Genomic DNA, 25120 nt, shown 5'->3' on the forward strand with positions numbered 1-25120 from the left:
ACACTATGACTAACGATGCTTTGATTGCCGCCTTGTCTCATCTTGTGTCTGAAGGGCGCAACCCTGACACCATGGACATTGACCTGCAACCGTCGATTGAAATCGTCAAACGCTTAAACCAACAAGATAAGAGCGTACCGCTTGCCGTGGAGAAAGTGCTGCCCGAGGTGGCTCAAGCGGTCGACAAAATCGTCGAGGCGTTTCAAGTCGGCGGCCGATTGATCTATTTGGGCGCGGGTACCAGTGGCCGCCTTGGTGTGCTTGATGCCTCCGAATGCCCACCCACCTTTGGCGTATCGGATCAGATGGTGATCGGCTTAATTGCAGGCGGCCAAGACGCCATGTTTAAAGCCAAAGAAGGTGCGGAAGATGACCCGCAGCTTGGCAAGAGTGACTTGCAATCCCTCAACTTAACTCCAGATGATGTGGTGGTGGGCATTGCTGCCAGTGGTCGCACACCTTACGTCATTGGAGCGCTGAGCTACGCCAATGAGTTAGGCGCAACGACCGTTGCACTCTCTTGCAATCCTGACTCCCCCATCGCAGAGATCGCAGAGATTGCGATAAGCCCAGTCGTGGGGCCAGAAGCGCTGACGGGTTCAACGCGCCTGAAATCCGGCACGGCGCAAAAGCTGGTGCTCAATATGCTGACCACCGCCAGTATGATCCGACTTGGAAAAAGCTATCAGAATTTGATGGTAGACGTAAAAGCCACCAACAAGAAGTTGCTAGCGCGAGCGACACGCATCGTCATGCAAGCGACAGATTGTGATAAAGCACAGGCCACAAGTACGCTCGAAGAGACCGAATTTGATGTCAAACTGGCCATTTTAATGATTCTAACTGGGCTGGGTATTCAAGAGGCTCGTGAGCAGTTGCATCACCAACAAGGCTTTCTGCGCGCGGCCGTCGAGAAACACCAGTAGCGCGCAGGGTTATTCAGTAAAGGGCGATTCAGTAAAGGATTATTGAATGTAAGAGTAAACTCGGTGCACTCGATCGTGGATGAGCCTTGCTTATCCATCATCAATTATTGTATTCGTCCCAGCCTCTCTTCCACTCCATGCGAAACTGCTGGGCAAACTCGGTGCCTTCACAGGCACCTTGGTAATATTGGCCTGATAATCCAATCTGGTAAGCAAAATTGGGGTTACAGTACTCTTGTACACCCTCGCCATAGCCTTGATCGTAATCGTGCTGTTTAACGACGCCCAAGCTAGACAGCTCTTTGAGCGTGCGTTGGCTATTCCCTCGCACACCATCTTGATAGCCGATTTCATACCAATCGCCCTGCTGGGCAAGCTGTTCCACAGACGCACTGCAACCAATGAGTAGCGCGATAGCACTGAATGAAGTGACACTGAAAAGCGTCGTCAGTCCGATTCTCACTCGATATCCTTTTTGATGATTGATTGTTCTTTTTGATGATTGATTATTAGTAGCTAGACACACCTACTACACCACTAAAGCCGATAAATAGCCACTCCCGCCGCGAAAAAACCACTCATTACCCATACAGACCACTTAACTCACCAAACAACCACTGACCTAACCAGCACACGAAACTCGCCAAACAGCGGAGTAACATACAGGGTGTATCAATAAAACTAACACTAAGGAACGAGCTATGTTGTGGTTTTTAACCTGTGTCGCCGCACTCATCGGCGGGTACTTTATCTACGGCACTTTCGTCGAAAAAGTATTCGGAATCAATGAAAAGCGTCAGACGCCAGCCCATACCAAAGCGGACGGTGTCGACTATGTGGCCATGTCCACCCCTAAAGTTTATCTAGTCCAACTTCTTAATATCGCTGGTGTCGGCCCGATTTTTGGTCCGATCATGGGCGCGCTGTACGGCCCGGCTGCGATGCTGTGGATTGTCATCGGTTGTATCTTCGCCGGCGCTGTCCATGACTACTTCTCAGGTATGCTGTCGATTCGTAATGGCGGTGCTTCCGTACCGACGATTACCGGTCGCTACCTAGGTAATGGCGCCAAACATTTCATGAACATTTTTGCCATTGTCTTATTGCTGCTTGTAGGTGTGGTCTTCGTTTCTGCGCCAGCCGGTATGATCACCAATTTGATCAACGACCAAACCAGCCTCAGCGTCAGCATGACGACCATGGTGATTGCGATTTTCGCCTACTACATCATCGCGACTATCGTTCCGGTCGATAAGATCATTGGTCGTTTCTACCCACTGTTCGGCGCGCTGCTTATCTTTATGTCTGTCGGTCTCATGACAGCAATCGCCTTCTCTAGCGAGCACACCGTCATGGGTGATTTCCAAGTCTCTGACATGCTTAGCAACCTCAACCCGAATGACATGCCGCTCTGGCCTGCACTGTTTATCACCATCGCATGCGGCGCTATTTCAGGTTTCCACGCCACTCAGTCACCACTGATGGCACGTTGTATGGAAAACGAGAGAAACGGTCGCTTTGTTTTCTACGGAGCCATGATCGGTGAAGGTGTGATTGCCCTCATCTGGTGTGCGATTGCGCTTTCATTCTTCGGTTCGCTAGAGTCACTGTCAGAAGCAGTGAAAAACGGTGGCCCAGGTAACGTTGTCTACAGCGCCTCTTTTGGTCTGCTTGGCGTCTTTGGTGGCATCATCGCCTTCCTAGGTGTGGTGATTCTGCCTATCACTTCCGGTGACACTGCGTTTCGTTCGAGCCGTCTGATCTTGGCTGAGTACTTCAACATGGAACAGAAAACACTACGCAACCGCCTACTGATGGCCTTGCCTCTGTTCGTGATTGGTGGCGTGTTGACTCAAGTAGACTTCGGTATCATCTGGCGCTACTTCGGTTTTGCAAACCAAACCACTGCGGTGATGATGCTTTGGACAGCGTCGGCGTATCTGCTTCGTCACAACAAACTGCACTGGATTACCACAGTACCAGCGGTCTTCATGACCACGGTATGTGTCACCTTTATCTTAAACAACAGTACGCTAGGCTTTGGTCTGCCGATTCAAGTCTCTACCATTGCGGGTATCCTATTCGCACTGGCCGTGACCGTGTACGTGATTAAAACCTCAAAAGGAAAAGGGGAATCTGAGCTTGCGGATGAAGAAACGCCGCAAACCGTCACCAAGACTGCCTAATTCAATCCACCTTCGCTTCGCACTGCTGGTCTGAATGGCCAGCCAAAGAAAAGGCTCCCATTGGGAGCCTTAATTATTTTGCAGGTGATTTGACTAGCGCGAGAGCCGTCCGTTGCCTTAATCAACTTGTTTGATCTGCAACTCTTTCGGCACTTCAAAGAACATGTTCTCTTCACGGCCTTGGATCTCTTCGATCTCTTTTGCGCCGCCAAGGGCCTTAATCCGCTCAAGGATTTGGTTCACCAACTCTTCAGGGGCTGATGCCCCGGCCGTGACGCCGACTTTCGCTTTACCTTCTAACCATTGCGGCTGCACATCTTCAGGGCAATCGGTCAAGTAACCAGGGGTACCCAGCTTTTCCGCCAACTCTTTGAGGCGAGTGGAGTTCGAGGAGTTTTTCGAGCCGACAACAATCACCACATCGACATCTTGTGCCATTTCACGCACCGCATCTTGGCGGTTCTGGGTTGCGTAGCAGATGTCGTCTTTGCGCGGCCCTTGAATATCGGGAAACACGCGACGCAGCTCATCAATCACATCGGCGGTTTCATCCACCGATAAGGTGGTTTGGCTGACATAGTGAAGATGCGAAGGGTCTTTGACTTTCGCCTTCAACGCCATCACATCACTTGGGGTCTCAACTAGGTACATACCCCCTGTTTGACTGGCATACTGGCCCATGGTGCCTTCCACTTCAGGGTGACCGGCGTGGCCGATGAGCACCACTTCCATGTTCTTGCGGCTCGCTCTCGCCACTTCCATATGGACTTTTGTCACCAAAGGACAGGTGGCATCAAACACAGTCAGAGCACGTTCTTTGGCCTCTTTGCGTACCGCTTGCGACACGCCGTGAGCGGAGAAGATGACGATGTTGTCGTCAGGCACTTCACTCAGCTCTTCAACGAAGACGGCCCCACGTTGCTTTAAGCCTTCAACCACAAATCGGTTGTGTACCACTTCATGGCGAACGTAGATTGGCGGTTGATACATCTCCAATGCACGCTCAACTATGCTGATTGCGCGATCAACACCAGCACAAAAGCCACGGGGGTTCGCTAACAGAATTTTCATTTCATTGCTCATCGAGTCATCGTCTTCAATTGGGCGGTTATTCTACTGATAAAATTTCAACTTCAAAAGTCACATCTTGCCCAGCTAATGGGTGGTTAAAATCTACCGTGACGGAGTCGCCCGCGATTTCAGTGATAATGCCGGGGATTTCCATGCCATCTGGGCCTGAAAATGCCATGATGGTGCCCACTTCAACTTCGGCATCGCCGACGAATTTGGTTCGGTCCATGTGATGAATGTTATCTGGATTGGGCACGCCAAACGCATCGCCGGCGGCGAGCTCTATCGATTTGCTGTCCCCTTGCTTGAGACCAAGCAAACATTGCTCAAAATTATCACTCAAACTGCCATCACCAATCACTAACTTGGCGGGCTTACCCATGTTGTGGGTACTGTCGGCAACAGAGCCATCTTTCATCTTGATGGTAAAGTGCAGCGTTACTGCGCTGTCTTGGGCGATTGTCATCACGTTACGGCTTCCTTGTTATTGTCATTCTTCGGTCTCACTCTGCGACCACTTTTCTCGTTCTGCGTCCAGTTCCTAGCTCTGCGTCCAGTTATAGTAAAAAGCGCCGCTCGAATCAACGGACGACGCCTAAGGTTATTGATGTCACAGATCTTTACGACTCATGCTTAGCTCTTTTTGCTCCGAAAACCGTCCAAAATGATCATCGCGGCGCCAATGCAAATGGCACTGTCTGCCAGGTTGAACGCAGGCCAATGGTAATTACCCCAGAAGAAATCGAGATAATCGACCACAAAGCCGTGGACTACACGATCAAAAACGTTCCCCACCGCGCCGCCAATAATCAGCGCGTAGGCGATGTTGTTCCACTTTTCTGTGCTCGGCAGTTTGCTCATCCAGTAGCTAAGTAGCCCCGTCACTATCACAGCGATCGCAGTAAAGAACCAGCGCTGCCAGCCAGCCTGATCACTCAAGAAACTGAATGCCGCGCCATAATTGTGAACGTAAAGAAGATTGAAGAAGGGTAAGACTTCGATACGATTTGCCCAGCCATACCCCATGTTATCCATCACCAACAATTTAATCGCAATGTCTGCGACAAAAATCACCAATGCCAACCACAGCCAGCGCAGGCCGGATTGTTTTAATGTCAATGCGTGCTCACTCATGCTCTTACCTAAAAACAGCCCCAGTGTATACTGGGGCTGTTTATTTGACTTAAAGTTCAATGAATTACGCGAATTTACGCGTTTCACCATCGCCTTCTACGTTGGAGACACAGCGACCACAAATGGCTTCGTGACCCGCAATCGTGCCCACGTCTGGCGTGTGGTGCCAACAGCGATCGCACTTCTTCGCATCAGTGGCATGCACTTCAACGAACAAACCATCCAGCTCTGTTGCTTGCGCCGCATCGCTTTTCTCGCTCAGTGGTTTCACTACAGCAGCAGAGGTCAGGAGTACGAATCGAAGTTCATCTTCCAGCTTATTGATTTTCGCGGCTAACGCGTCGTCTGCGAACAGCGTAACTTCCGCTTGTAATGAACCACCGATGGTTTTCTCTTTACGTGCATCTTCAAGCAGCTTGTTCACGCTACCACGAACGGCTTGAATGTCCGCCCAAAACGCGTTGTTGAGCTCTTCACCTTGTGCAAGACCAAACAGGCCATCAAACCATTCGCCGGTAAAGACGAACTTGTCGCGTGACTCACCGCTTGGCAAAGCACTTGGCATTTCATTCCAAATTTCATCGGCAGTGAATGACATGATCGGTGCCATCCAACGAACCAAGGCTTCGACGATGTAGTACAGCGCCGTCTGACAGCTGCGTTGAGCGTGACCACCACGTTTCGCCGTGTATTGACGGTCTTTAATCACGTCTAGGTAGAATGAACCCATCTCGATAGAACAGAACTGCATCAGACGCTGTGTCACCGCGTGCGTGTTGTACTCGCCGTACGCTTTGACAATCTCTTCTTGCGCCGCCAATGCGCGACCCACAGCCCAACGGTCCAGTGCCACCATCTCTTCTGCTGGCACAATGTCTGTCGCTGGGTTAAAGCCACTGAGGTTCGCTAAAAAGAAACGCGCGGTGTTACGAATACGACGGTAAGCATCCGCCGAGCGTTTTAGAATTTCGTCTGAAACCGCCACTTCACCCGTGTAATCTGTCGATGCGACCCACAGACGCAGAATATCTGCACCCAGTTTGTTGGTCACATCTTTCGGTGCCACAACGTTACCGATGGATTTCGACATTTTACGGCCTTGGCCGTCAACCACGAAACCGTGCGTCAATACTTGTTTGTATGGCGCTTCGCCTTTCATCGCAATCGATGAAATCAGTGAAGACTGGAACCAACCACGGTGCTGGTCTGAACCTTCAAGGTAAAGGTCTGCACTGTTGCCGTTGTACTCTTCACGGGCATCAACCACTGAGTAGTGCGTGACACCAGAGTCGAACCATACGTCTAGCGTATCCAGTACTTTTTCGTAGTGATCTGCTTCTTCGCCAAGTAGCTCTGAAATCTCCAGATCCCACCAAGCCTGAATGCCTTTCTGTTCAACAAGCTGAGCGACTTTCTCAACCAGTTCAATCGAATTTGGATGAAGCTCTGCGGTCTCTTTATGTACAAACAGAGCGATAGGCACACCCCAAGTACGTTGACGAGAGATACACCACTCCGGACGACCTTCAATCATGCCTTCAATACGGCTTTGCCCCCACTCTGGCATCCACTCAACACCCTTGATGGATTCCAGCGCTTTAGCACGCAGACCTGCTTGATCCATCGACACAAACCACTGTGGAGTTGCGCGGAAGATGATGGGCGTTTTATGACGCCAGCAGTGTGGGTAACTGTGCTCGTAAGCATGGTGATGAAGAAGTGCGCCTTTCTCTTTCAGCGTTTCCACCACGGCATCGTTCGCTTTGAAGACGTGTTGGCCGGCAAAAAGCTCGGTGTCCGGTAGGTAAACACCGTTTGAACCTACTGGGTTTGCCACTTCTAGGTTGTACTTGTTACCCACAGCGAAGTCTTCTTGACCGTGGCCAGGCGCAGTGTGTACCACACCCGTACCCGACTCAGTGGTCACGTGATCGCCAAGGATAGCTGGCACAGTGAAATCGTAGAACGGATGTTGGAATTGAGTCAGTTCAAGATCCGCACCTTTCGCAAAGCCTAGGTTGTGGAAATGCTCGATACCAGCACGGTCCATCACGTCTTTCGCCAATTCAGCAGCGACGATGATGCGCTCTTTTGTTTCGCCTTCAACTTGAATAAGGACATACTCTAGATCGTCACGTAGACACACCGCGCGGTTCGCCGGCAACGTCCACGGCGTGGTCGTCCAAATAACAATCGAAATCTCACCTTCGCCTTCGTGGCCTTCATTGAGGTTAAACTTCGACAGCAGTGCAGCTTCATCCGCCGCTTTAAAGCGCACGTCAATAGAAGGAGAGACTTTGTCTTTGTATTCCACTTCTGCTTCCGCGAGCGCACTGCCACAGTCTGTACACCAGTGAACCGGTTTAAAGCCTTTTAGCAGATGGCCGTTGTCGGCGATCTTACCCAACGCGCGAATGATGTTTGCTTCTGTCGCAAAGTCCATGGTGCGGTATGGTTTGTCCCACTCACCCATGATGCCTAAGCGCTTAAAGCTCTCTTTTTGACCTTCTACTTGGCCCTGTGCGTATTGACGACACTTGTCACGGAACTCTGCCGCCGATACTTTTTGCCCAGGCTTACCCACTTTCTTTTCTACCATCAATTCAATGGGTAGACCGTGGCAGTCCCAGCCAGGGATATAAGGCGCATCGAAGCCGGAAAGCGTCTTCGATTTAATAATAATGTCTTTAAGAATCTTGTTTAGTGCGTGACCAATATGAATGTCACCGTTGGCGTATGGAGGGCCATCGTGTAGAACGAAAGATTTTTTGCCTTTCTTCGCTTTACGGATTTCACCGTAAAGGTCTTCTTTATACCAACGCTCGAGCATTTCTGGCTCACGGTTCGCCAGGTTGCCGCGCATTGGAAACCCTGTTTCAGGAAGGTTCAGGGTATCTTTATACTCACTCATCGATTCTTAATTCCGTTGTGTTGGGCGAAAGTTAGACATTAGGCCAAACGGTGGACTAAACCGTTTAGCGGTTGTGCTGAGGCAGCCACACCCTTGCTGCCTCAGCATCGAATTCAATTTGTTGTTTTAAAGCGTCGAATGACTCAAATTTATGCTCATTGCGCAGCTTATGTAAAAGTACGATTTCTAACTGTTTGCCATACAAGTTGGCTTGAAAGTCGAATAAATGCACTTCGAGTTGTTGCCGAACTCCGTTGACGGTCGGGCGATTGCCTATGTTGGCCACGCCGCCAATCGGCTGTGGGCCTAGACCTAGCGCCTCAACGACGTACACGCCAGAGACCGGCGATACGCAACGTTTCAAAGGGATATTTGCGGTAGGAAAGCCTATCGTTCTTCCCAATTTTCGGCCGTGGGATACACGCCCACTAATACTGTAATCGCGTCCAAGCATCGTCGCGGCAAGCGCTAAGTCATCTTTGGCAAGCGCATCACGAATCAAGGTGCTGCTGACACGGTCGGTTTGCAGACAAAAGCTTTGCGTACTCACCACTTCAAAACCGAGGGTTTTACCCGCTTGTTTCAGCATCTCAAAGTTACCAAGACGCCCGCGACCGAAGCAAAAATCATCGCCTACGACCAGAAACTTAACACCCAAACGCTTGACCAACAAGTCGCTAATAAACTCGTCAGCCGTCAGGTTGGCAAACTCTTGATTAAAGTTCACGCATAGCAGTCGCTCAAGGCCCAATTTGCTTAACTGGACAAATTTGTCACGCAGACGCGTTAAACGCGCTGGCGCATTGTGCTTGGCAAACAACTCCAATGGTTGCGGGTCAAAAGTCATCACGGTTGACGGCAAGCCTAGCATGCTCGATTGTTGTGACACTTGACGCAGCACAGCCTGATGGCCTAAATGTACGCCGTCGAAGTTTCCTATCGTCAACACACACCCATAATGCTGGGCTTTGATGTTATGAATCCCTCGAATTAATTCCATTGGACGTTGATAAAACCTGTGTATTTGTGATTACTAAAGCGTGAAACTGACGGATTATATACTAATCCGCGTTACTCTGTCGCTGCTTTTAAATCTTTTGCTCGCACGCCCATCACCAGTAGTGACAATAGGTAAACCCCTGCGCCAAGACCGATTAACAACGCCAGTGACACCACTCTGTCACTAAGACTCCACTCCAGCCACACCGACATGCTTTCCAGTTGTGAGCTTATCGCCGCGACCATCAAACCGCCGGCAACGATAAGCTTGCCAACAAACCACCACGTTCTACTGGTCAATTGATAGACCCCCGCGCGATGCAAGCCTCGGTAGAGCAGCGCCATATTGACAAACGCAGAGAGCGCGGTCGCCATAGCAAGGCCCACATAACCATAAAGCCAAGCAAAAATGGCGTTAAACACCATGTTGGAGACCATGGCGATGATGCCGTATTTGACCGGCGTTTTGGTATCTTGACGCGAGTAGTAACCAGGAGCTAACACCTTGATAAGCATGAAGTTCAGCAACCCTGATGCATACGCCACCAGCGACAGCGAGGCGAACTGGACGTCTTGCGCCGAAAACTCACCGCGCATAAACAGCACCATCAGCATCGGTTTGGCCAGCACCATCAACCCTAGCATTGCCGGGATCCCAAGTAGCGTGACCATTCTTACCCCCCAATCCATGGTGTGGGCAAACCCTTCACGCTGCTCGTCAACGTGTTTGCGAGATAGCGCCGGCAAAATAACGGTCGCAATGGCAATGCCAAACAGGCCGAGAGGAAATTCCAGCAATCGATCCGAATAGTAAAGCCAACTGATCGAGCCTGTTTGAAGAAAACTGGCAATAAAGGTATCAAACAACAAGTTGATTTGACTGACCGATACCCCAAAGAGCGCAGGGATCATCAGGGTGCGAATTTTCACGACCCCGGGATCACGCCATCCCCACTTGGGCTTGACCATCACACCGGCTTTAATAAGAAACGGCAGTTGAAAAAGAAACTGGACTAGACCGCCCAAGAACACCCCAATCGCCAGGCCAATTTCAGGCTGCGCCAATTGAGGGGCGATCCACCACGCCGAAGCGATGATCATCACATTGAGAAACACCGGGGTAAAAGAGGAGACCGCAAACTTACCGAGCGTATTGAGGATCGCGCCAGACAGCGCAACAAAGGTGATGAACCATAAATAAGGAAAGGTAATTTTGAGCATCAGACTGGCCAGCTCAAATTTTTCCGCCGATGGTCCGCCACTCAGCCAATCAAGAAACCAGCCAAAACCAAACAGAGCCGTGACAACACCCGAGCCCAACACACCGAGCAGTGTGACAATGGAAACAATGACGCCGAGCGTTCCGGCCGCGCGAGCAATCAGTTGACGGGTTTTCTCCTCATCACCACTGGCGTGATATTCGGTCAATACCGGTACAAAGGCTTGAGAAAATGCGCCCTCAGCAAAGAGTCGGCGTAAAAAGTTGGGAATTTTATTGGCGAAGAAGAAGACATCCGCACTCGCTCCTGCCCCCATCAAGTTTGCGACCACTACGTCACGTACAAGGCCCAACACTCGAGAAATCAATGTCATAGCACTGACAATCATGCCTGATTTTAAGAGACGTTTACTCACGACTACCTCAAGAACTCGCTCATACTAACAATTCAGTGCTTGGGTTATTAGGGAATAACTCATTGAGAGCAGATTAGTATTAGCATTGAAAAAAAAATACTGATAGAATCCCCGCCATCTTAACCGTGAAGACCTTTCTAATCCAAAATTTGTTTGGCTGCGATGGGTTTTTGCACAAATCATTTGACATTTAGGCGCAAATGAGGGATATTCCTCGCCCTTAAATTGTCACCGAACTAAAGTTTTTGGGAGTTAGACCCTTGGCAAATAGTAAATCTGCTAAGAAGCGCGCTATCCAAGCTGAGAAACGTCGCCAGCACAACGCTAGCCGTCGTTCTATGATGCGCACTTACATGAAGAAAACTGTTGCTGCTATCGAAGCAGGCGACAAAGCTGCTGCAACTGAAGCATTTGCTGCAGTTACACCAATCCTAGACCGCATGGCAACTAAAGGCCTTATTCACAAGAATAAAGCTGCTCGTCATAAGTCTCGTTTCGCTGCTGCAATCAAAGCTCTATAATAGAACTCTGATTTCCCAGTGAAGAAAAAACCGGCTATTGCCGGTTTTTTTATATCTGAAATTTGTCGAACCTTACACCAGTTCTTGTGGTAAGCCATGCATCAAGAACAGTAAAGATGGTGCAACAGCTCGATCATCTTCTTCACTTCTTCGCTGTGAAGAGTGTAATACACCGTCTGCGCTTCTTTGCGCGTCACCACGAGTTCATCACGACGTAGCCACGCTAAGTGCTGAGATAACGCAGACTGACTTAGCTGCAACTGCGCGGATAGCTCCCCAACCGACAGCTCTTGGTTATGCAAAAGACACAAAATCTGCAAACGTCTTTCGTTCGCCATCGCTTTGAGTAAGACAACTGCTTGAGCAGAGTTCTTTTCCATCTCTTCCAGATTCATCACTACCTACCCCTAAACCCGATGAGCAAAGAAGCCCTCACTTCCCGCACGTGATACTCTTTTATCGCTGTTTCGGCCTATTTGCCGCAGGCTGCTGATAGTAATCTAAATAAGAACAGTAATCTATTCTCATTTAGGTAAGGTTATAAATTAAACAAAGAATTGAAATCTGCGTCACACACATTTTTCACCGCTGGATGTTGAATCATTCGCTCAGCAAATATCACGTAGTACTCTTCTTTTAGCTCCTCAATATCGCCGATGTGTTGCAGCGGCAGATCGCTATCCACTTCCGAGACATATAAAGAAGGCGCCAAAAAGATCACGTCTTGATGATAACGAGCAAACGCCTTCATGAGCGCAGCGTCATCAAACTCGCCCAAAATATTCGGTTGTAAACCCTGACGATCAAACCATTGCAGCACTTTGCGCCCCATTGCCGTGCGACTACCGGGGATCAGCAGTTTTCGATGCTCTAACACACTGGGAAAACTCGCCCCAGCCACTTGGCCACTGCAGAAAAAGCTCATCTTGGACTCACCCAACTTTTTACTGTACAGACCTGGACTTTGACTTGAGTCCACCGGGCAATCAGACAAAATCATATCCAACTTGTGCTGCGACAATTGCTCAAGCAACATTTCATGCGTCGATTCAAAGCAGCGTAAATGAATACTGTTGTCCTGCGGCACCGTGGTCATCAGGATCTTGCTAACCAAACGCTTTGAGAGCGCATCCGCTACTCCCACATCAAACAGCAGGTTGGAACGTTGGCTGTAATTGACGATATCCAACATCTCATAGCTTAGACCAAACATTCTGTCCGCATACTTATAGACCAATTGGCCCAGTTCAGTGGGCTCGATGCTGCGTCCGTTGCGCTTAGTCAACTTTCCATCCATGCGCTCTTCTAACGCTTTGATCTGGCCGGTGACCGTTTGCGGCGTTAAAAACAAGGCATCTGCAGCTTTCGTCACTGAGCCTTGTTTGCACACCATCCAAAAATAGTAGAGGTGGTTATAGTTCAAATGAGACATAGGGGAAACAACTTCAATAAGCGCACAATAGATAAGGGTTATATCAAAACTCGTTGATGACAACAATAACTCGTCAAAACCGAACAATCACTAAATTTTCACTACTAATACCGAAATTTAATAATGACTTTATGACACTCTTCTGTCATAAAGCTGACGAGAAAAAGCCGATCAGCTGAATTTTTGTCAAAAAATGCGCTCGTGCACAGTTTTATCAATGCAAAAATAATTAATAATTTTCAATAATTTAATCTAATCGTAACGTAAGGATTACACCGATAAGCCTCGCTATCCCTCAAAAAAGACCGCATTACATAGAAATGTAATATTACTGAAATATTTCCTCTCTAACATCAGCCTCAATTTCAACAACCGACCAATAAGTATTAAACGGTCCACGGAGAAAATTATGAACCAAGCTACTACTACAGCAGCACCAATCTCGAGTACGACTCGCTGGTTACGCTGGGCTAACTTGGCATTCATGTTATACCTACTACTACTTGCTGTTTCTATGGTAGGTAGCGGCTTTAAATGGGCAACCGGCGATCAAGCTAAAGTCCTATTTGAATTTGCGTCACACCCTATTGCTGGATTAATGATTGGCTTGACGGCCACCGCCTTGATCCAATCCTCAAGTACCGTCACCTCTATTATTGTCGGTTTGGTGGCAGGTGGTTTGCCTGTTGAGACCGCCATTCCAATGATCATGGGTGCCAACATTGGTACAACAGTCACCAACACCTTGGTCTCTCTTGGTCACATTCGCAATAAAGAAGAGTTCAAACGTGCATTCGCCAGTGCCACGATTCATGACTTCTTCAATCTGCTTGCCGTTGCGATATTCCTGCCGTTGGAAATGATGTTTGGCATTCTTGCGAAAATCTCCCACTGGTTGGTCTCTCCGTTCCTTGCAACGGGCGACATGAGCATGAAAGGCTTGAACTTCATCAAACCTATCACTAAGCCTGTTGTGAATGCCGTCAAGGAGCCGTTGGCAACCTTTGGCGACACCATGGGTGGGGTGCTATTGATTGTTCTAGGCATTGCGACCATCTTCGTTGCCATTACCGTTATGGGTAAATTGATGAAGAGCTTAATGGTTGGCCGTGCTCGTGAGATTTTGAAGAGCGCTATCGGTCGTGGTCCTATCCACGGCATCGTGTCTGGCTCTGTAGTGACCGTACTGGTTCAATCTTCATCTACTACGACCAGCTTGATGGTACCGCTTGTAGGCTCTGGCGTGTTGAAAGTCCGTGACGTCTACCCATTCACTCTGGGTGCGAACATCGGTACTTGTATCACAGCCTTGCTTGCTGCAACGGCAGCCTCGGGTGAGTTCGCGGTTTTTGCACTGCAGATTGCCTTGGTGCACCTCGCATTTAACGTATTGGCCACCGTGTTCATCTTCGGTATTCCGTTCTTACGTGAGCTACCGGTCAAAGCCGCCGACATGATTTCAGACATGGCGGTGAAGAACAAAGCGGTCGTCGCCGCCTATTTGGTGACAGTATTTTTAGTCCTACCAGGCGCGATCCTTGCACTGACAACCTAAACACACTTGCCATCGCATACTAAGCCCTCAACCTCGGTTGAGGGCTTTTTTTATACAAAAAAACCAGCGAGTACGCTGGTTTCTTGTTAGTCATTGCAGTGCGAATAGCTATTGCACTGAAAATAGATATTATACTGAAAACGGATAGTGGATTGGGTCATGGTGCTCATACCCTTCCACCCAAAAGTCATCCAAGGTGACCCAAGTTTCCAAATCTTCCAAGGTTTTGATCTCTGGGTTGATGTGGAACGTGGGCGCGGCCAAAGGTTCACGCTTCAACTGAACATCTCGCATTAGGGCTAACTGGTCTTCGTAGATGTGTGCATTGACAATCTTGTGGTAGGCTTGTCCGGCTTTCTTGCCCGTAATTTGCGCCATGATCGCCAAGAAGACATACACTTGAACCATATTAAAATTCAGGCCCAACGGCACATCACACGAACGCTGTGTGCTGTTGAGGTACAAGGTATCCCCAAGCAGAGAGAAATGGTGGCTGTACATGCACGGGCGTAAGCAGCCCATGTGAAACTCACCCGGGTTATAGAAATTGAGGATTTCACCGCGATCATCCACGCCTCGAGTCAGGTCATCGACAATTTTTCGCAGCTGATCAATATGACCGCCATCGGGTTTGGCCCAAGCTCGACCTTGAACGCCGTAGACGCGTCCCATGTCATCGTCACCTTTGCGGTAAGGGTTCTCAAGCCAAGCGGTATTTAGGTTGGCATTGGCATCCCAAGTTTTTGTGCCTAACTGACGAAAATCAGCGGCATTGTCATACCCTCGGATGTATCCAAGCAGTTCTGCCACAGCGGCTTTCCAAAAGCTCTTACGAGTGGTCACGAGTGGGAATTCATTTTGCGCCACATCATAAGTGAGATCGGCATTGATCACCGTTAGGCAACGCTTGCCCGTGCGCTCATTTTCTACCCATTCTCCTTGGTCAACGATGCGCTGACAAAGATCTAAATACTGTTTCACAGCCAATCCTTACTTCGTTTGTTGTGGTAATTCATCTTTATAAAGCCCACGTCGATATGCCCAAGCGACCATCAAGGCACCAATGATCACCATTGGTAGAGACAAGATTTGCCCCATAGAGATAAACCCGCCAAAGAGGCCCAAATGCGCATCAGGCTCACGTACATACTCGACCAAGAAACGGAAGGTACCATAACCTGCAAGGAAGAGCCCTGATACAGCGCCAAGCGGACGCGGCTTTTTAATAAACCAGTTGAGAATAAAGAACAGCACTATGCCTTCGAGCAGCATTTCGTATAACTGAGACGGGTGACGCGGCAGTGGACCACCATTTGGGAAGACAAACGCCCAAGGCACATCCGTCACACGCCCCCACAGCTCGCTGTTCATAAAATTACCTAAACGGCCCATACCGAGACCAAACGGCACCAGCGGGGCGATGAAGTCGGCCACACCGAAGAAGGTTCGACCGTTCTTTTTCGCGTACCAGAACATCGCGCTAATGACACCCAGCAGGCCACCGTGGAATGACATACCGCCGGTCCATACTTTAAACAGATAGAGCGGGTCTTGAAGGAAGAGGTCAAAGTTGTAGAAAAGCACGTAGCCAACTCGGCCACCAATGACCACACCGAGAAAACCAGCAAACAGCAAATCGGACACCTGCTCTCTTGTCCAGCCACTACCGGGCTTATCTGCACGGCGGTTCGCTAGCCAAAGAGCAAAAGCAAATCCCACCAAGTACATCAAGCCGTACCAACGGATAGAGAGTGGGCCAATGGAGAGTAATACCGGATCAATATTTGGAAAGTCTAGATATCCCTGGGACATAGGAGAGATTCTCTTGTGGTGTTCAATAAGTTCAAGATAGAAGTTGAGAGTGCGTCACAGTAGCATAGTTCCCGCAACGAACATTAAAAACAGTGCAAATATTTTTTTCAGCCTCGTGGTTGGCATACTGGTCGCTAATGTCGCACCAAAACGAGTGGTCAACATTGAGGTGGAGGCGATCGCCACTAAGGCCGGTAAATAGACATAGCCGAGGCTACCCGCAGGCAGAGCTTGTGCCTGCATGCCGTTAAGAATAAACCCCAACATACCCGAGATTGCCAATACACAGCCACAGACTGATGATGAACCAACCGCTTTTCTCATTTCAATCCCATGACGATTGAGAAACGGTACCGACAATGACCCACCACCGATCCCGGCCAGACTCGACACCACACCAATCCCCATCCCCGTCGAGAACGTTGCCGCGTGTCCTGGCATTTCTCTCGTTTGAGTCGCTTTGAGAGAAAACAGCATTTGCAAAGAGAGCATCAGAACAATGCCTCCAAACACTTTGGGTAAGTAAGCGGCCGGTATCCACTCTGCGACGTGCGCGCCAAGAAAGCCGCCAATCACCACACCGGGCATCAGCCACTTGATGACGAACATATCGACATTACCGAGTTTAAAGTGGTTGAGGGCCGATGAGCCGGAAGTGATGATAATCGATGCAAGCGAGGTCGCGAGGGCCATGTGCATGGCGATATCAGGATCAATCCCCGCCAATGGAAGTAAGAAAAGCAACGAGGGGACGACAATCAAACCGCCGCCAATGCCAAGTAAGCCCGCCATCATGCCGACAAAGGCACCGAGTACCAGCAATAAGCCAAGAAATACTACAAACACTGCCTATCCTATCGTTTACCTGCGCGAATAAAGCCGGCAAAACCTTTCTGCTCAAAAAAGGCCTGCATCATAGCATAGATGTCTTTTCCATAAGCTTGTGACAGCGCATTTTGCGCCAAATGTTGCAGTTCATCGACCTGAGTATGTCTGAGGAGATATTTGATCTTAGCGACATTCGAGGTATTCATACTCAGGCTTCGATACCCCAAGCCCACCATCAACATCGCCCCGATCGGATCGCCCGCCAATTCACCACAGATGCACACCGGAATGCCTAACTCATCGCAGGTACGGCGAATGTGATCCAGTGCCATCACCACCGATGGATGCATAGATTCATAGACATCGGCCACGCGTGAATTATTGCGATCCACCGCCAACAGGTATTGGGTTAAGTCGTTCGTCCCGATAGAGACAAAATCGACTTTCTCGGCAATCATCGGAAGCAGATAAATCATCGAAGGCACTTCAATCATGACGCCAATTTGCGGCATGCTCAGTCGCTCATCGAGCAGTTTGACTTCTTGATAAGCCCGCTCAATCAGCGTGATGGCATCATCCAACTCCTGCGCCCCTGATACCATAGGCAGCAAAATACTTAAGTTGTGATGCGTCGTGCTCGCGCGTAGCATCGCGCGTATCTGCATCAAGAAAATATCGGGATGATCTAAGGTAAAACGGATACCGCGCCAACCAAGAAATGGATTGTCCTCTTCAATCGGCAGATAGGGTAAGGCTTTATCCCCGCCGATATCAAGCGTGCGCATCACCACTCGTTTGTCTGGATAACTATTGAGTACCGCTTGATACTGCTGGGTTTGCTCTTCTTCCGAAGGAAAACGGTGCTGAAGCAAAAAAGAAATTTCGGTTCGATAGAGGCCAACCCCATCAACGCCCTGATTGATGGCAATGTTGGTGTCTGCGCTCAGACCAGCATTGAGCATCACTTCCACTCGTTCACCATCCTGAGTGCAAGCCGGAGCTTGAATGGTCTGATTGACCAAGTTAGACAGCTCCGCCTCTTCGTTGACCAGCGCGCGATACTCTCTCAGTAACTGTTTACTCGGTGAAATCAGAATCTTACCGCTGTAACCGTCGACAATCCCCTGCTTACCATTGATCGCTTTGAGATTGAGGTTTACGCCCATCACGGCCGGAATACCGAGCGCACGCGACAAAATCGCGGCGTGCGAGTTCGCCGCGCCCTCTAAGGCAATCACCGCCAGTAACTTATCTTTAGGGATAGAGGCGAGCAAAGAAGCGGTCAGTTCACGCACCACGAGGATGATTGGGCGCTCAATCAATTGCTGCTCTTTGTTGGTATTGTGCAAGAAAAACAGTAAGCGTTGACCTAGCTCGCGAATGTCTTGCGCTCTTTCTCGTAGATAGAGATCCGACATACGGGCAAAACGGTTCGAGTAGGACTCGACCACTTGTCTCAGCGCCCAGTCAGCTCTATCGCCTTTTTGGATTTGCGACTTGAGATCTTTGCGCAACATGGGATCGTTAAGCAAATGAGTAAAGAGGTCAAAAATGGCTAAAGCGTCTTTGTTGATTTCACTGTCGAGCTTTTTACGCATACGACGAAAATCGCCGAGCGCTTCTTCAATCGCCAGTAAGAGCCACTCTTGCTCTCGTTCGATATCCAGTGTTGAGGCTGGGTAGACCTCAGATAACTCTGGCTGAGTATCGTCCCACCAGAACTCACCAATGGCCACACCACTTGAGGCAGGCAGCCCTCGAATCGCTTGCTGCTTTTTCTCTAATCGCCAATGACCTTGGGTTTGAGCATGGGCAATAATCACCGCAAGCTGCGCCGCTAGGGTAACAAGGAAGGACTCCTCCATTTCGTCAAACTGACGCGGCGTCTTTTGCTGCACCACCAAAACACCCAACACTTGCTTACGGTGGATAATCGGTGTGCCAAGGAAGCTGTGATAAATCTCTTCACCCAGCTCGGAGAAGTATTTGAAATCCGGGTGTTTGGAGGCTTCAGCGAGGTTGAGCGGCTCAGCACTGCGCTTGACCAAACCTACCAAGCCCTCTTCAAAGCGGATATGAATTTTATCCCCTTTAAAGCGCAGACCTTGAGTCGCCATCAGCTCAAGGCGCTGCATTTCTTCATTTGCAAGATAGACAGTACAACACTCCGTACTCATCGCGTTGCACGTTTGCTTAACCAATACATCTAAGGCCTGATGCACATCATCGACCTTAGAAACTTGTTCAACTATTTCCCTTAGTTGAGACAGCATGTCTATCCTCTTTTGTGTTTACGTTTGCCTTTCGTCCTGCGTTCTTTGAACGGCATTGCCATCGAGGCGAACTCTTTCATTGCGCGGCGATACACATCACGCTTGAAAGAAACCACTTGTCGCACCGGATACCAATAACTTACCCAACGCCAACCATCAAATTCAGGGGAACTCCCGTGCTGCATATTGATCTTTGCTTCATCGCAATCTAGCCGCAGGAGGAACCATTTCTGTTTTTGCCCGATACAAACAGGTTTTGAGTCCCATCGAACCAGCCGTTTGGGTAATTTATACCTTAACCAATGACGACTCGTTGCCACTATGGTGACATCACTCTTTGTTAAACCCACTTCTTCATACAGTTCCCGATACATTGCTTGCTCGGGAGTCTCACCGTCGTCAATTCCCCCTTGAGGAAACTGCCAAGAATGTTGTCCGTATCGTTTAGCCCAGAATACCTGACCATGGTTGTTACAGATTACAATTCCCACATTTAAGCGGTAACCATCGCCATCTATCACTGGCCACCCTCTAGTAAAATCTTTTATTACAGTGATTTTTCCACATATCCCCAATCGGAGCAAACTTCCTATTGTGACTCACACTCAATTTATGGCGTCACGCACCTACTCTGCATATTTTTCGGTCAATCCTACAGTTATTCACACAGTTGTGAGACATGGCCCACATTTATTCACCTTTTCTGTGTATAACTATGTGAAGAATCTCGGTTCAACTGATCATTTTCCCGCCAAGCCTCACCTAGCAAAATAAAACAGAAAGAACGTTACGCAAAAAAACCATTTAAAAACAATACAATAGAAGAAGACAGCTTATTACCAATCCCTTTTTATCTGACATATTTAACGCACAACACAGATCGGTTAAAGATCCACCACAGGACACTTTATCCACACAGACAAGGTGTAAAATAACAACAACCGCAGAAATCAAGCCTAAAACAGCCCTAAAACCCCTGTTAATTGATCCAGATATTAAAAATATTGCTTAATGTCGATGAAATTCTGTGGATAAGTTTATTTAGTAGGATCTTTCACCACTTGGGATCCCAAGCAAGATTTCATCGCTCGAATGGATTCGATACAATGTCTCACCACCTTAAGGAATCGTATTGATGAAACCAGCCCCACACTCCGAGCAAGAACTGTTTGAACGAGCTAGCCAAATCGCAGGGCTCACTTTTGCAGAGCTCGCCCAGGAAGCCCAGATGACGGTGCCGGCAAATCTACAGCGTGACAAAGGCTGGGTCGGTCAATTACTGGAATGGCATTTAGGCGCAACCGCAGGCAGCAAACCACAGCAAGACTTTGAGCATCTCGGGATTGAACTTAAGACCATTCCCATCAGTTATAGCGGTAAGCCACTGGAAACCACCTTTGTTTGTGTCGCCCCCTTAACGGGAGTGCATGGTTTAACATGGGAAAACAGCCACGTAAGAAACAAGTTATCACGGGTACTGTGGGTGCCGGTTGAGGGGGAGCGCGAAATTCCACTAGCAGAGCGGCGTGTTGGCTCCCCGCTTTTGTGGTCGCCAAGTGTCGAAGAAGAACGTCAACTGCAAGCGGACTGGGAAGAGCTGATGGAGATGATCGTACTTGGTCAAGTCAGCCACATTACCGCTAAGCACGGTGAAGTCCTGCAAATCAGACCGAAAGCCGCCAACAGTCGAGTCTCAACCGACGCCTACGGCGCAACAGGAAAACGCATCAAGACGCTACCTCGCGGCTTTTACTTGCGTACGCAATTTACCGCCAACATACTCGCTCGTCATTTTATTTAGCGCCAGCTCAATGCGTCGTGAGCGACAACGCCACATCGTGAAAACGAGGTCCACTGCCCGAGCCACACTCATCATAGGTGTTGTGCAATCTTAAGTAGGCGCGCTCAACACCGAGTTTCAACAGCGCCTCTCTCACCTGCTCTATCGAATCAAAATGAAGGGGTTCTTCTCCTTCTCTGATGGGTTCGAGCTTATGCTTGTATTCCACCGCTAACAAGTATTGCGATACATCGGAACATCCGATAACGAACACCTTGGGCGGCTGATAACTCTCTTTGTGATCGCCGTGGATCCATTTATCTAACTGAACTTTTTGCATCGCGCACCTTCATCCCTTAAAAACCTGGATCTCTTAAAGATAGTCAAGACGCAGAATTTTGCGAAATTGTTAATAAACCCTATATCCACCAGCCACACCTTGCCCTATATTGGAGTTATCTCCACTGGAAACTAGGAAGGTTCATGCAATACAACAAGTTACCGCACTCATCTCTCGAAGTCAGTCAGATTGCTCTTGGAACCATGACCTTTGGTGAACAGAACACAGAGCAAGACGCATTCAGTCAGCTAGATTATGCCTTAGAGCGTGGCGTCAACTTTATTGATACCGCCGAAATGTACCCGGTACCGCCCAAAGCGCAAAGCCAGGGGTTAACCGAAACCTATATTGGCAACTGGCTCAAAAAATCAGGTAAGCGTGAGAAAGTCATTTTAGCGACCAAAGTCGCCGGTCCACGTAGCGTGCCTTATATCCGTGACAACATGAGGCTCGACTGGCGTAACATTCACCAAGCCATTGATGATAGCTTGCAGCGTTTGCAAACAGACTATGTCGACCTGTATCAAATCCACTGGCCTCAGCGTCAGACGAACTGTTTCGGTCAGCTTAATTATCCTTATCCGGATCAGCAGCAGGAAGTCACCCTGATCGAAACCCTAGAAGCCTTGGCGGAATCGGTCCGTGCAGGAAAAGTACGCTATATCGGCGTCTCTAACGAAACTCCTTGGGGAGTTATGTCGCTACTCAAACTCGCAGAGAAGCATGAATTGCCACGGATCGTTTCGATTCAAAACCCCTACAATTTACTTAATCGCAGCTTTGAAGTCGGTCTTTCTGAAATCAGCCATTTCGAAGGCGTGCAACTTCTGGCCTATTCCCCGCTCGCCTTTGGCTGTTTGAGTGGTAAATACCTTGATGGTGCCAAACCTACAGGCGCCCGTTGCAGCTTGTACGAACGCTTTGTGCGCTACTTTACACCACAAGGGATCGCCGCCACACAGGCGTACGTCTCGCTGGCGCGTGAACATGGGCTGGATCCCGCGCAGATGGCATTGGCTTTCGTCAATCAAAGACCATTTGTCGCCTCCAATATTATCGGTGCCACCAGCCTGACACAGTTGAAATCCAATATTGACAGTCTCGATATCACTTTAAGCCCTGAACTGCTTGATGGCTTGCAAGCCATTGGCATTCAATATTCCAATCCTTGCCCATAAGGACGTATCCACCACACTGGCGTACAAACGTAAAAACCGACCTTCACGGTCGGTTTTTTGCTCAGTTTTAGGGGCTGACGGTCATCACCGCCAGCCCCTAACGTTACGTCGGTATTCGCGTACTCAGCACACGACGAAGGTGACGAATACGGCGCTCGGCTTTGACGTGGGCAGGTTCACTCAGGCCAATCGGACGACCATCGCTTTCCAAACCAATATCTCTTAGCAGGTGCACGTTCTCCCATGGGATATGGTGCGCACTGCGTCTGATTTTTCGTTTCCAAGCTCGCTCTTCACGGCTCAAGTCCGCTTTAACAAGTAGGGTAGCAAGTTTTAGATATACAGAATGACTCATGAGAAATCTCCAGTCTATACGTTGCTGGGGAAACACATGGAAGCAAAAATGAGGAAAGAGTCGTGTGATCCATCACTTTTAATTCGCTGCATTTCCGCAGCCAATTAAAAGAAAAAGGATACGGATACGTTATTGTGTGCGGGCCGGTTTTCGGGCGATATCAGACATAGATAGGGTGTGAGACCAATCTGTCATGATCATCGCGGCGCTAACGGCGTCAGAGGCACAAAGGGTAAACACGGGTGTCATGATGAAATGTGTCATTGTGCGCCTCCTAGCAAAAATAAAGAATCCGTTGGGTGTGTAGAGCGTTGAGCTCATGGTTAAATTCTAACCACCAAGGATGATTAATCAACCGATTTATTAATGGAAAGTTAAAAACACGTTTTTCAACTGAATCATGTTTTTATTCTCCCTGAATATAAGATATTCAAACTGCGAATATCTTATAGATGGCAGATCCTGTTGAGCCAATAGCAAAAAGCCATGCAATCGAAGCATGGCTTTTTATTTACAAAACAATCAATTAAACAGTCGCGTCACTGATCAAGTTATGTTTGTTTAACAAACGATACATAGTGGCACGCGATACACCCAATTCTTTGGCCGCCATAGACACTTGTCCCGAATGGGATTCAAGCACCAACAACAGCGCATCGCGCTCACTTCGCTCACGGATACTTTTCAAACTTCGTTTACCGTCGGTGCGTTTAGGGAGATCCAATTGCTGATCGTCTAGCATCACACTGTCGGACATCAGCACCACGCGCTTAATCTGGTTCATCAGCTCCCGCACGTTACCAGGCCAATGGTAACGAGTGAGCTCTCGCAACGCCTCTTCAGTAAAACTGCGCGCTTGGGCGTTGTATTCCTTAGAGTACTCCTGCAAGAAATGACGCGCCAAAATCGCAATGTCTCCGGCACGCTCTTTTAAACTCGGAACGTTGATGCGCAGCACATTGATGTAATGATAAAGCTCCTCATTGAAGTCTCCATCAATCAAAGCTTTCTCGATATCCGCTGAGTTCGCCGCAAGAATCCTCACATCGACTTCTTTTGGGCCCTCTTTGGTTTCTATCGTCCCCTCTTGCAAGAATCTCAGTAAGTTCACTTGCTGAGATTTGGGCAAAGTGAGAATGTCGTTCAATAACACGGTTCCACCATGGGCTTTTTCCAGCAAACAAGGCTCATCACTGTCATGACGTTGAAGACCAAACAGATCACTTTCAATTCGACTCTCAGACATGGCTCGACAATTGACGGAAACAAACTCTTTGTTGGCTCTTGAGGAGGTCTTGTGTACCGCTCTGGCCACCGTTTCTTTGCCCGTGCCATTTTCACCGTAAATCAGAATGCTGACATCGGTAGGCCCGATGCGTTTAATCTGATCGCGTAGGCGTTTGACTGGAATAGAGTCACCAATCAGCCCCATATCACTATTGTTGCCGTAGTAAGGCCACACCTTTTGCTCAAGCTTGAGCATCCCTAATTGGTGACCTATGGTGCTGAGCAATTGCGCATCAGGGATCGGGGCGGTGAAAAAATCAATACAGAAGTTGACGATAAACTGACAGATGGTGTCAGAGCTCAACTGTGACTCACGAATAAAGGCCAGCCAACGTACCTGCTTATGATTACTCACCAAATTCGCAATGCCATTGAGACTAAACTCATCATGACTTAAATCGACAATACCGATACAAGGTCCGGTTTCGTTGAACAAGCTATCGGCTTTTCTTAAATCCGCGACTTGGGTACACCGCCAGCCAACTTGTTCCAGCACTGACAACCAGGGCTCATACGTTCCTCCCACGACCACTAACGATCCCGGAACGGAATCCATGCGGAATTGATTTCCCATGACGCTATTCCTTATCACTATTATTCTACTACTGTGCCACTGCTATCGGCGATTTCGCCAGCGGTGAGTAAGGCTGGATGGCAAACATATAAAAGGAACAATCTCGCCCCTTAGACCATTCAAATCACACCCACTCATCGAAAATGCGACACTGGTTAGTTACATTATAGAGACTCTCGCAGAGTGTCTGTCTTAATGTTAAGACTATTTAGATAATGCCACATCTTACATATGAGCTTGAGATACAGATCCAAAAAACATTCGCATTATTTATTAATCTTTCTCTTTTCACCTTATCCAGGCATAAAAAAACCACCCGAAGG

The 25120-nt window shown here is 48.7% G+C and carries 24 protein-coding genes; 6 read left to right on the plus strand and 18 right to left on the minus strand.

Annotated features, from left to right (window positions below; translation table 11 throughout):
• Nucleotides 1-5 precede the first annotated feature (5 nt).
• Nucleotides 6-926, plus strand: coding sequence for an N-acetylmuramic acid 6-phosphate etherase (gene murQ / locus AC6R0R_RS10340; protein WP_500626611.1), 921 nt, complete (start codon nucleotides 6-8; stop codon nucleotides 924-926).
• Nucleotides 927-1026: 100 nt separating this feature from the next.
• On the opposite strand, the gene AC6R0R_RS10345 is transcribed toward murQ, so the two are convergent.
• Entirely contained in the window at nucleotides 1027-1383 is a 357-nt protein-coding gene (locus tag AC6R0R_RS10345; protein ID WP_487901928.1) for a DUF2799 domain-containing protein, read from the minus strand.
• A 244-nt stretch (nucleotides 1384-1627) separates the two neighbouring features.
• Between AC6R0R_RS10345 and AC6R0R_RS10350 the strand changes: the two genes are divergently transcribed.
• Entirely contained in the window at nucleotides 1628-3112 is a 1485-nt protein-coding gene (locus tag AC6R0R_RS10350; RefSeq protein WP_500626612.1) for a carbon starvation CstA family protein, read from the plus strand.
• A gap of 117 nt (nucleotides 3113-3229) precedes the next feature.
• Here AC6R0R_RS10350 and ispH read toward each other — a convergent pair whose 3' ends face one another.
• From ispH to murJ, 6 genes are all read right to left on the minus strand, one after another.
• Entirely contained in the window at nucleotides 3230-4195 is a 966-nt protein-coding gene (gene ispH, locus AC6R0R_RS10355; RefSeq protein ID WP_500626613.1) for a 4-hydroxy-3-methylbut-2-enyl diphosphate reductase, read from the minus strand.
• A gap of 25 nt (nucleotides 4196-4220) precedes the next feature.
• Nucleotides 4221-4652 (minus strand): FKBP-type peptidyl-prolyl cis-trans isomerase, encoded by a 432-nt coding sequence (gene fkpB / locus AC6R0R_RS10360; RefSeq protein ID WP_500626614.1) that lies wholly within the window; start codon nucleotides 4650-4652, stop codon nucleotides 4221-4223.
• Between the two features lie 164 nt (nucleotides 4653-4816).
• Nucleotides 4817-5317: a signal peptidase II gene (gene lspA, locus AC6R0R_RS10365; protein ID WP_500626615.1), complete on the minus strand. Its 501-nt coding sequence runs from the start codon at nucleotides 5315-5317 to the stop codon at nucleotides 4817-4819.
• Between the two features lie 64 nt (nucleotides 5318-5381).
• The gene (gene ileS, locus AC6R0R_RS10370; protein ID WP_500626616.1) at nucleotides 5382-8228 is read right to left on the minus strand and encodes an isoleucine--tRNA ligase; all 2847 of its coding nucleotides are present in this window, start codon (nucleotides 8226-8228) and stop codon (nucleotides 5382-5384) included.
• Nucleotides 8229-8292: 64 nt separating this feature from the next.
• On the minus strand, nucleotides 8293-9228 hold the full coding sequence (gene ribF / locus AC6R0R_RS10375) for a bifunctional riboflavin kinase/FAD synthetase (protein WP_500626617.1): 936 nt from the start codon (nucleotides 9226-9228) through the stop codon (nucleotides 8293-8295).
• A gap of 71 nt (nucleotides 9229-9299) precedes the next feature.
• The gene (murJ, locus tag AC6R0R_RS10380; protein ID WP_500626618.1) at nucleotides 9300-10862 is read right to left on the minus strand and encodes a murein biosynthesis integral membrane protein MurJ; all 1563 of its coding nucleotides are present in this window, start codon (nucleotides 10860-10862) and stop codon (nucleotides 9300-9302) included.
• Between the two features lie 260 nt (nucleotides 10863-11122).
• Here murJ and rpsT point away from each other — a divergent pair, with 260 nt between their 5' ends.
• Nucleotides 11123-11383 carry a 30S ribosomal protein S20 gene (gene rpsT / locus AC6R0R_RS10385; protein ID WP_004744855.1) on the plus strand — a complete coding sequence of 87 codons (261 nt, stop codon included), beginning with the start codon at nucleotides 11123-11125 and terminating at the stop codon, nucleotides 11381-11383.
• 101 nt (nucleotides 11384-11484) lie between these two features.
• Here rpsT and AC6R0R_RS10390 read toward each other — a convergent pair whose 3' ends face one another.
• Together AC6R0R_RS10390 and nhaR are read right to left on the minus strand one after the other, a co-directional pair.
• Nucleotides 11485-11778: an ArsR/SmtB family transcription factor gene (locus tag AC6R0R_RS10390; RefSeq protein WP_334554121.1), complete on the minus strand. Its 294-nt coding sequence runs from the start codon at nucleotides 11776-11778 to the stop codon at nucleotides 11485-11487.
• Between the two features lie 143 nt (nucleotides 11779-11921).
• Entirely contained in the window at nucleotides 11922-12815 is an 894-nt protein-coding gene (gene nhaR, locus AC6R0R_RS10395) for a transcriptional activator NhaR (protein WP_334554050.1), read from the minus strand.
• A gap of 409 nt (nucleotides 12816-13224) precedes the next feature.
• Here nhaR and AC6R0R_RS10400 point away from each other — a divergent pair, with 409 nt between their 5' ends.
• A complete protein-coding gene (locus tag AC6R0R_RS10400; RefSeq protein ID WP_487901857.1) occupies nucleotides 13225-14370 on the plus strand; it encodes a Na/Pi symporter in 1146 nt (381 codons plus the stop codon).
• Nucleotides 14371-14499: 129 nt separating this feature from the next.
• Here AC6R0R_RS10400 and AC6R0R_RS10405 read toward each other — a convergent pair whose 3' ends face one another.
• From AC6R0R_RS10405 to rppH, 5 genes are read right to left on the minus strand one after another with little or no spacing between them, the layout of a single operon-like run.
• Nucleotides 14500-15351, minus strand: a complete 852-nt coding sequence (locus AC6R0R_RS10405; RefSeq protein WP_500626619.1) for a thymidylate synthase — start codon at nucleotides 15349-15351, stop codon at nucleotides 14500-14502.
• A gap of 9 nt (nucleotides 15352-15360) precedes the next feature.
• Nucleotides 15361-16182, minus strand: coding sequence for a prolipoprotein diacylglyceryl transferase (gene lgt, locus AC6R0R_RS10410; RefSeq protein ID WP_334554044.1), 822 nt, complete (start codon nucleotides 16180-16182; stop codon nucleotides 15361-15363).
• Between the two features lie 54 nt (nucleotides 16183-16236).
• Nucleotides 16237-17028 (minus strand): sulfite exporter TauE/SafE family protein, encoded by a 792-nt coding sequence (locus AC6R0R_RS10415; protein ID WP_500626620.1) that lies wholly within the window; start codon nucleotides 17026-17028, stop codon nucleotides 16237-16239.
• Nucleotides 17029-17036: 8 nt separating this feature from the next.
• Nucleotides 17037-19283, minus strand: coding sequence for a phosphoenolpyruvate--protein phosphotransferase (gene ptsP / locus AC6R0R_RS10420; RefSeq protein ID WP_500626621.1), 2247 nt, complete (start codon nucleotides 19281-19283; stop codon nucleotides 17037-17039).
• Between the two features lie 2 nt (nucleotides 19284-19285).
• The gene (gene rppH / locus AC6R0R_RS10425) at nucleotides 19286-19804 is read right to left on the minus strand and encodes an RNA pyrophosphohydrolase (protein ID WP_334554039.1); all 519 of its coding nucleotides are present in this window, start codon (nucleotides 19802-19804) and stop codon (nucleotides 19286-19288) included.
• 614 nt (nucleotides 19805-20418) lie between these two features.
• Between rppH and mutH the strand changes: the two genes are divergently transcribed.
• The gene (mutH, locus tag AC6R0R_RS10430) at nucleotides 20419-21084 is read left to right on the plus strand and encodes a DNA mismatch repair endonuclease MutH (protein WP_334554037.1); all 666 of its coding nucleotides are present in this window, start codon (nucleotides 20419-20421) and stop codon (nucleotides 21082-21084) included.
• Nucleotides 21085-21091: 7 nt separating this feature from the next.
• Here the strand turns inward: mutH and AC6R0R_RS10435 are convergent, their stop codons facing one another.
• Nucleotides 21092-21403, minus strand: coding sequence for a DUF6482 family protein (locus AC6R0R_RS10435; protein WP_487901851.1), 312 nt, complete (start codon nucleotides 21401-21403; stop codon nucleotides 21092-21094).
• A gap of 143 nt (nucleotides 21404-21546) precedes the next feature.
• Here AC6R0R_RS10435 and AC6R0R_RS10440 point away from each other — a divergent pair, with 143 nt between their 5' ends.
• Nucleotides 21547-22581, plus strand: coding sequence for an NADP(H)-dependent aldo-keto reductase (locus AC6R0R_RS10440; RefSeq protein WP_500626622.1), 1035 nt, complete (start codon nucleotides 21547-21549; stop codon nucleotides 22579-22581).
• Nucleotides 22582-22684: 103 nt separating this feature from the next.
• On the opposite strand, the gene AC6R0R_RS10445 is transcribed toward AC6R0R_RS10440, so the two are convergent.
• The 3 genes from AC6R0R_RS10445 to vpsR form a co-directional block, all read right to left on the minus strand.
• Entirely contained in the window at nucleotides 22685-22936 is a 252-nt protein-coding gene (locus tag AC6R0R_RS10445; protein WP_500626623.1) for a DUF1127 domain-containing protein, read from the minus strand.
• 129 nt (nucleotides 22937-23065) lie between these two features.
• Nucleotides 23066-23200 carry a hypothetical protein gene (locus AC6R0R_RS10450; protein WP_334554030.1) on the minus strand — a complete coding sequence of 45 codons (135 nt, stop codon included), beginning with the start codon at nucleotides 23198-23200 and terminating at the stop codon, nucleotides 23066-23068.
• Between the two features lie 262 nt (nucleotides 23201-23462).
• Nucleotides 23463-24797, minus strand: coding sequence for a cyclic-di-GMP-binding transcriptional regulator VpsR (gene vpsR, locus AC6R0R_RS10455; RefSeq protein ID WP_334568414.1), 1335 nt, complete (start codon nucleotides 24795-24797; stop codon nucleotides 23463-23465).
• Nucleotides 24798-25120 lie beyond the last annotated feature (323 nt).

It is taken from the genome of Vibrio sp. R12-SW3-ISO1 (assembly GCF_059834005.1).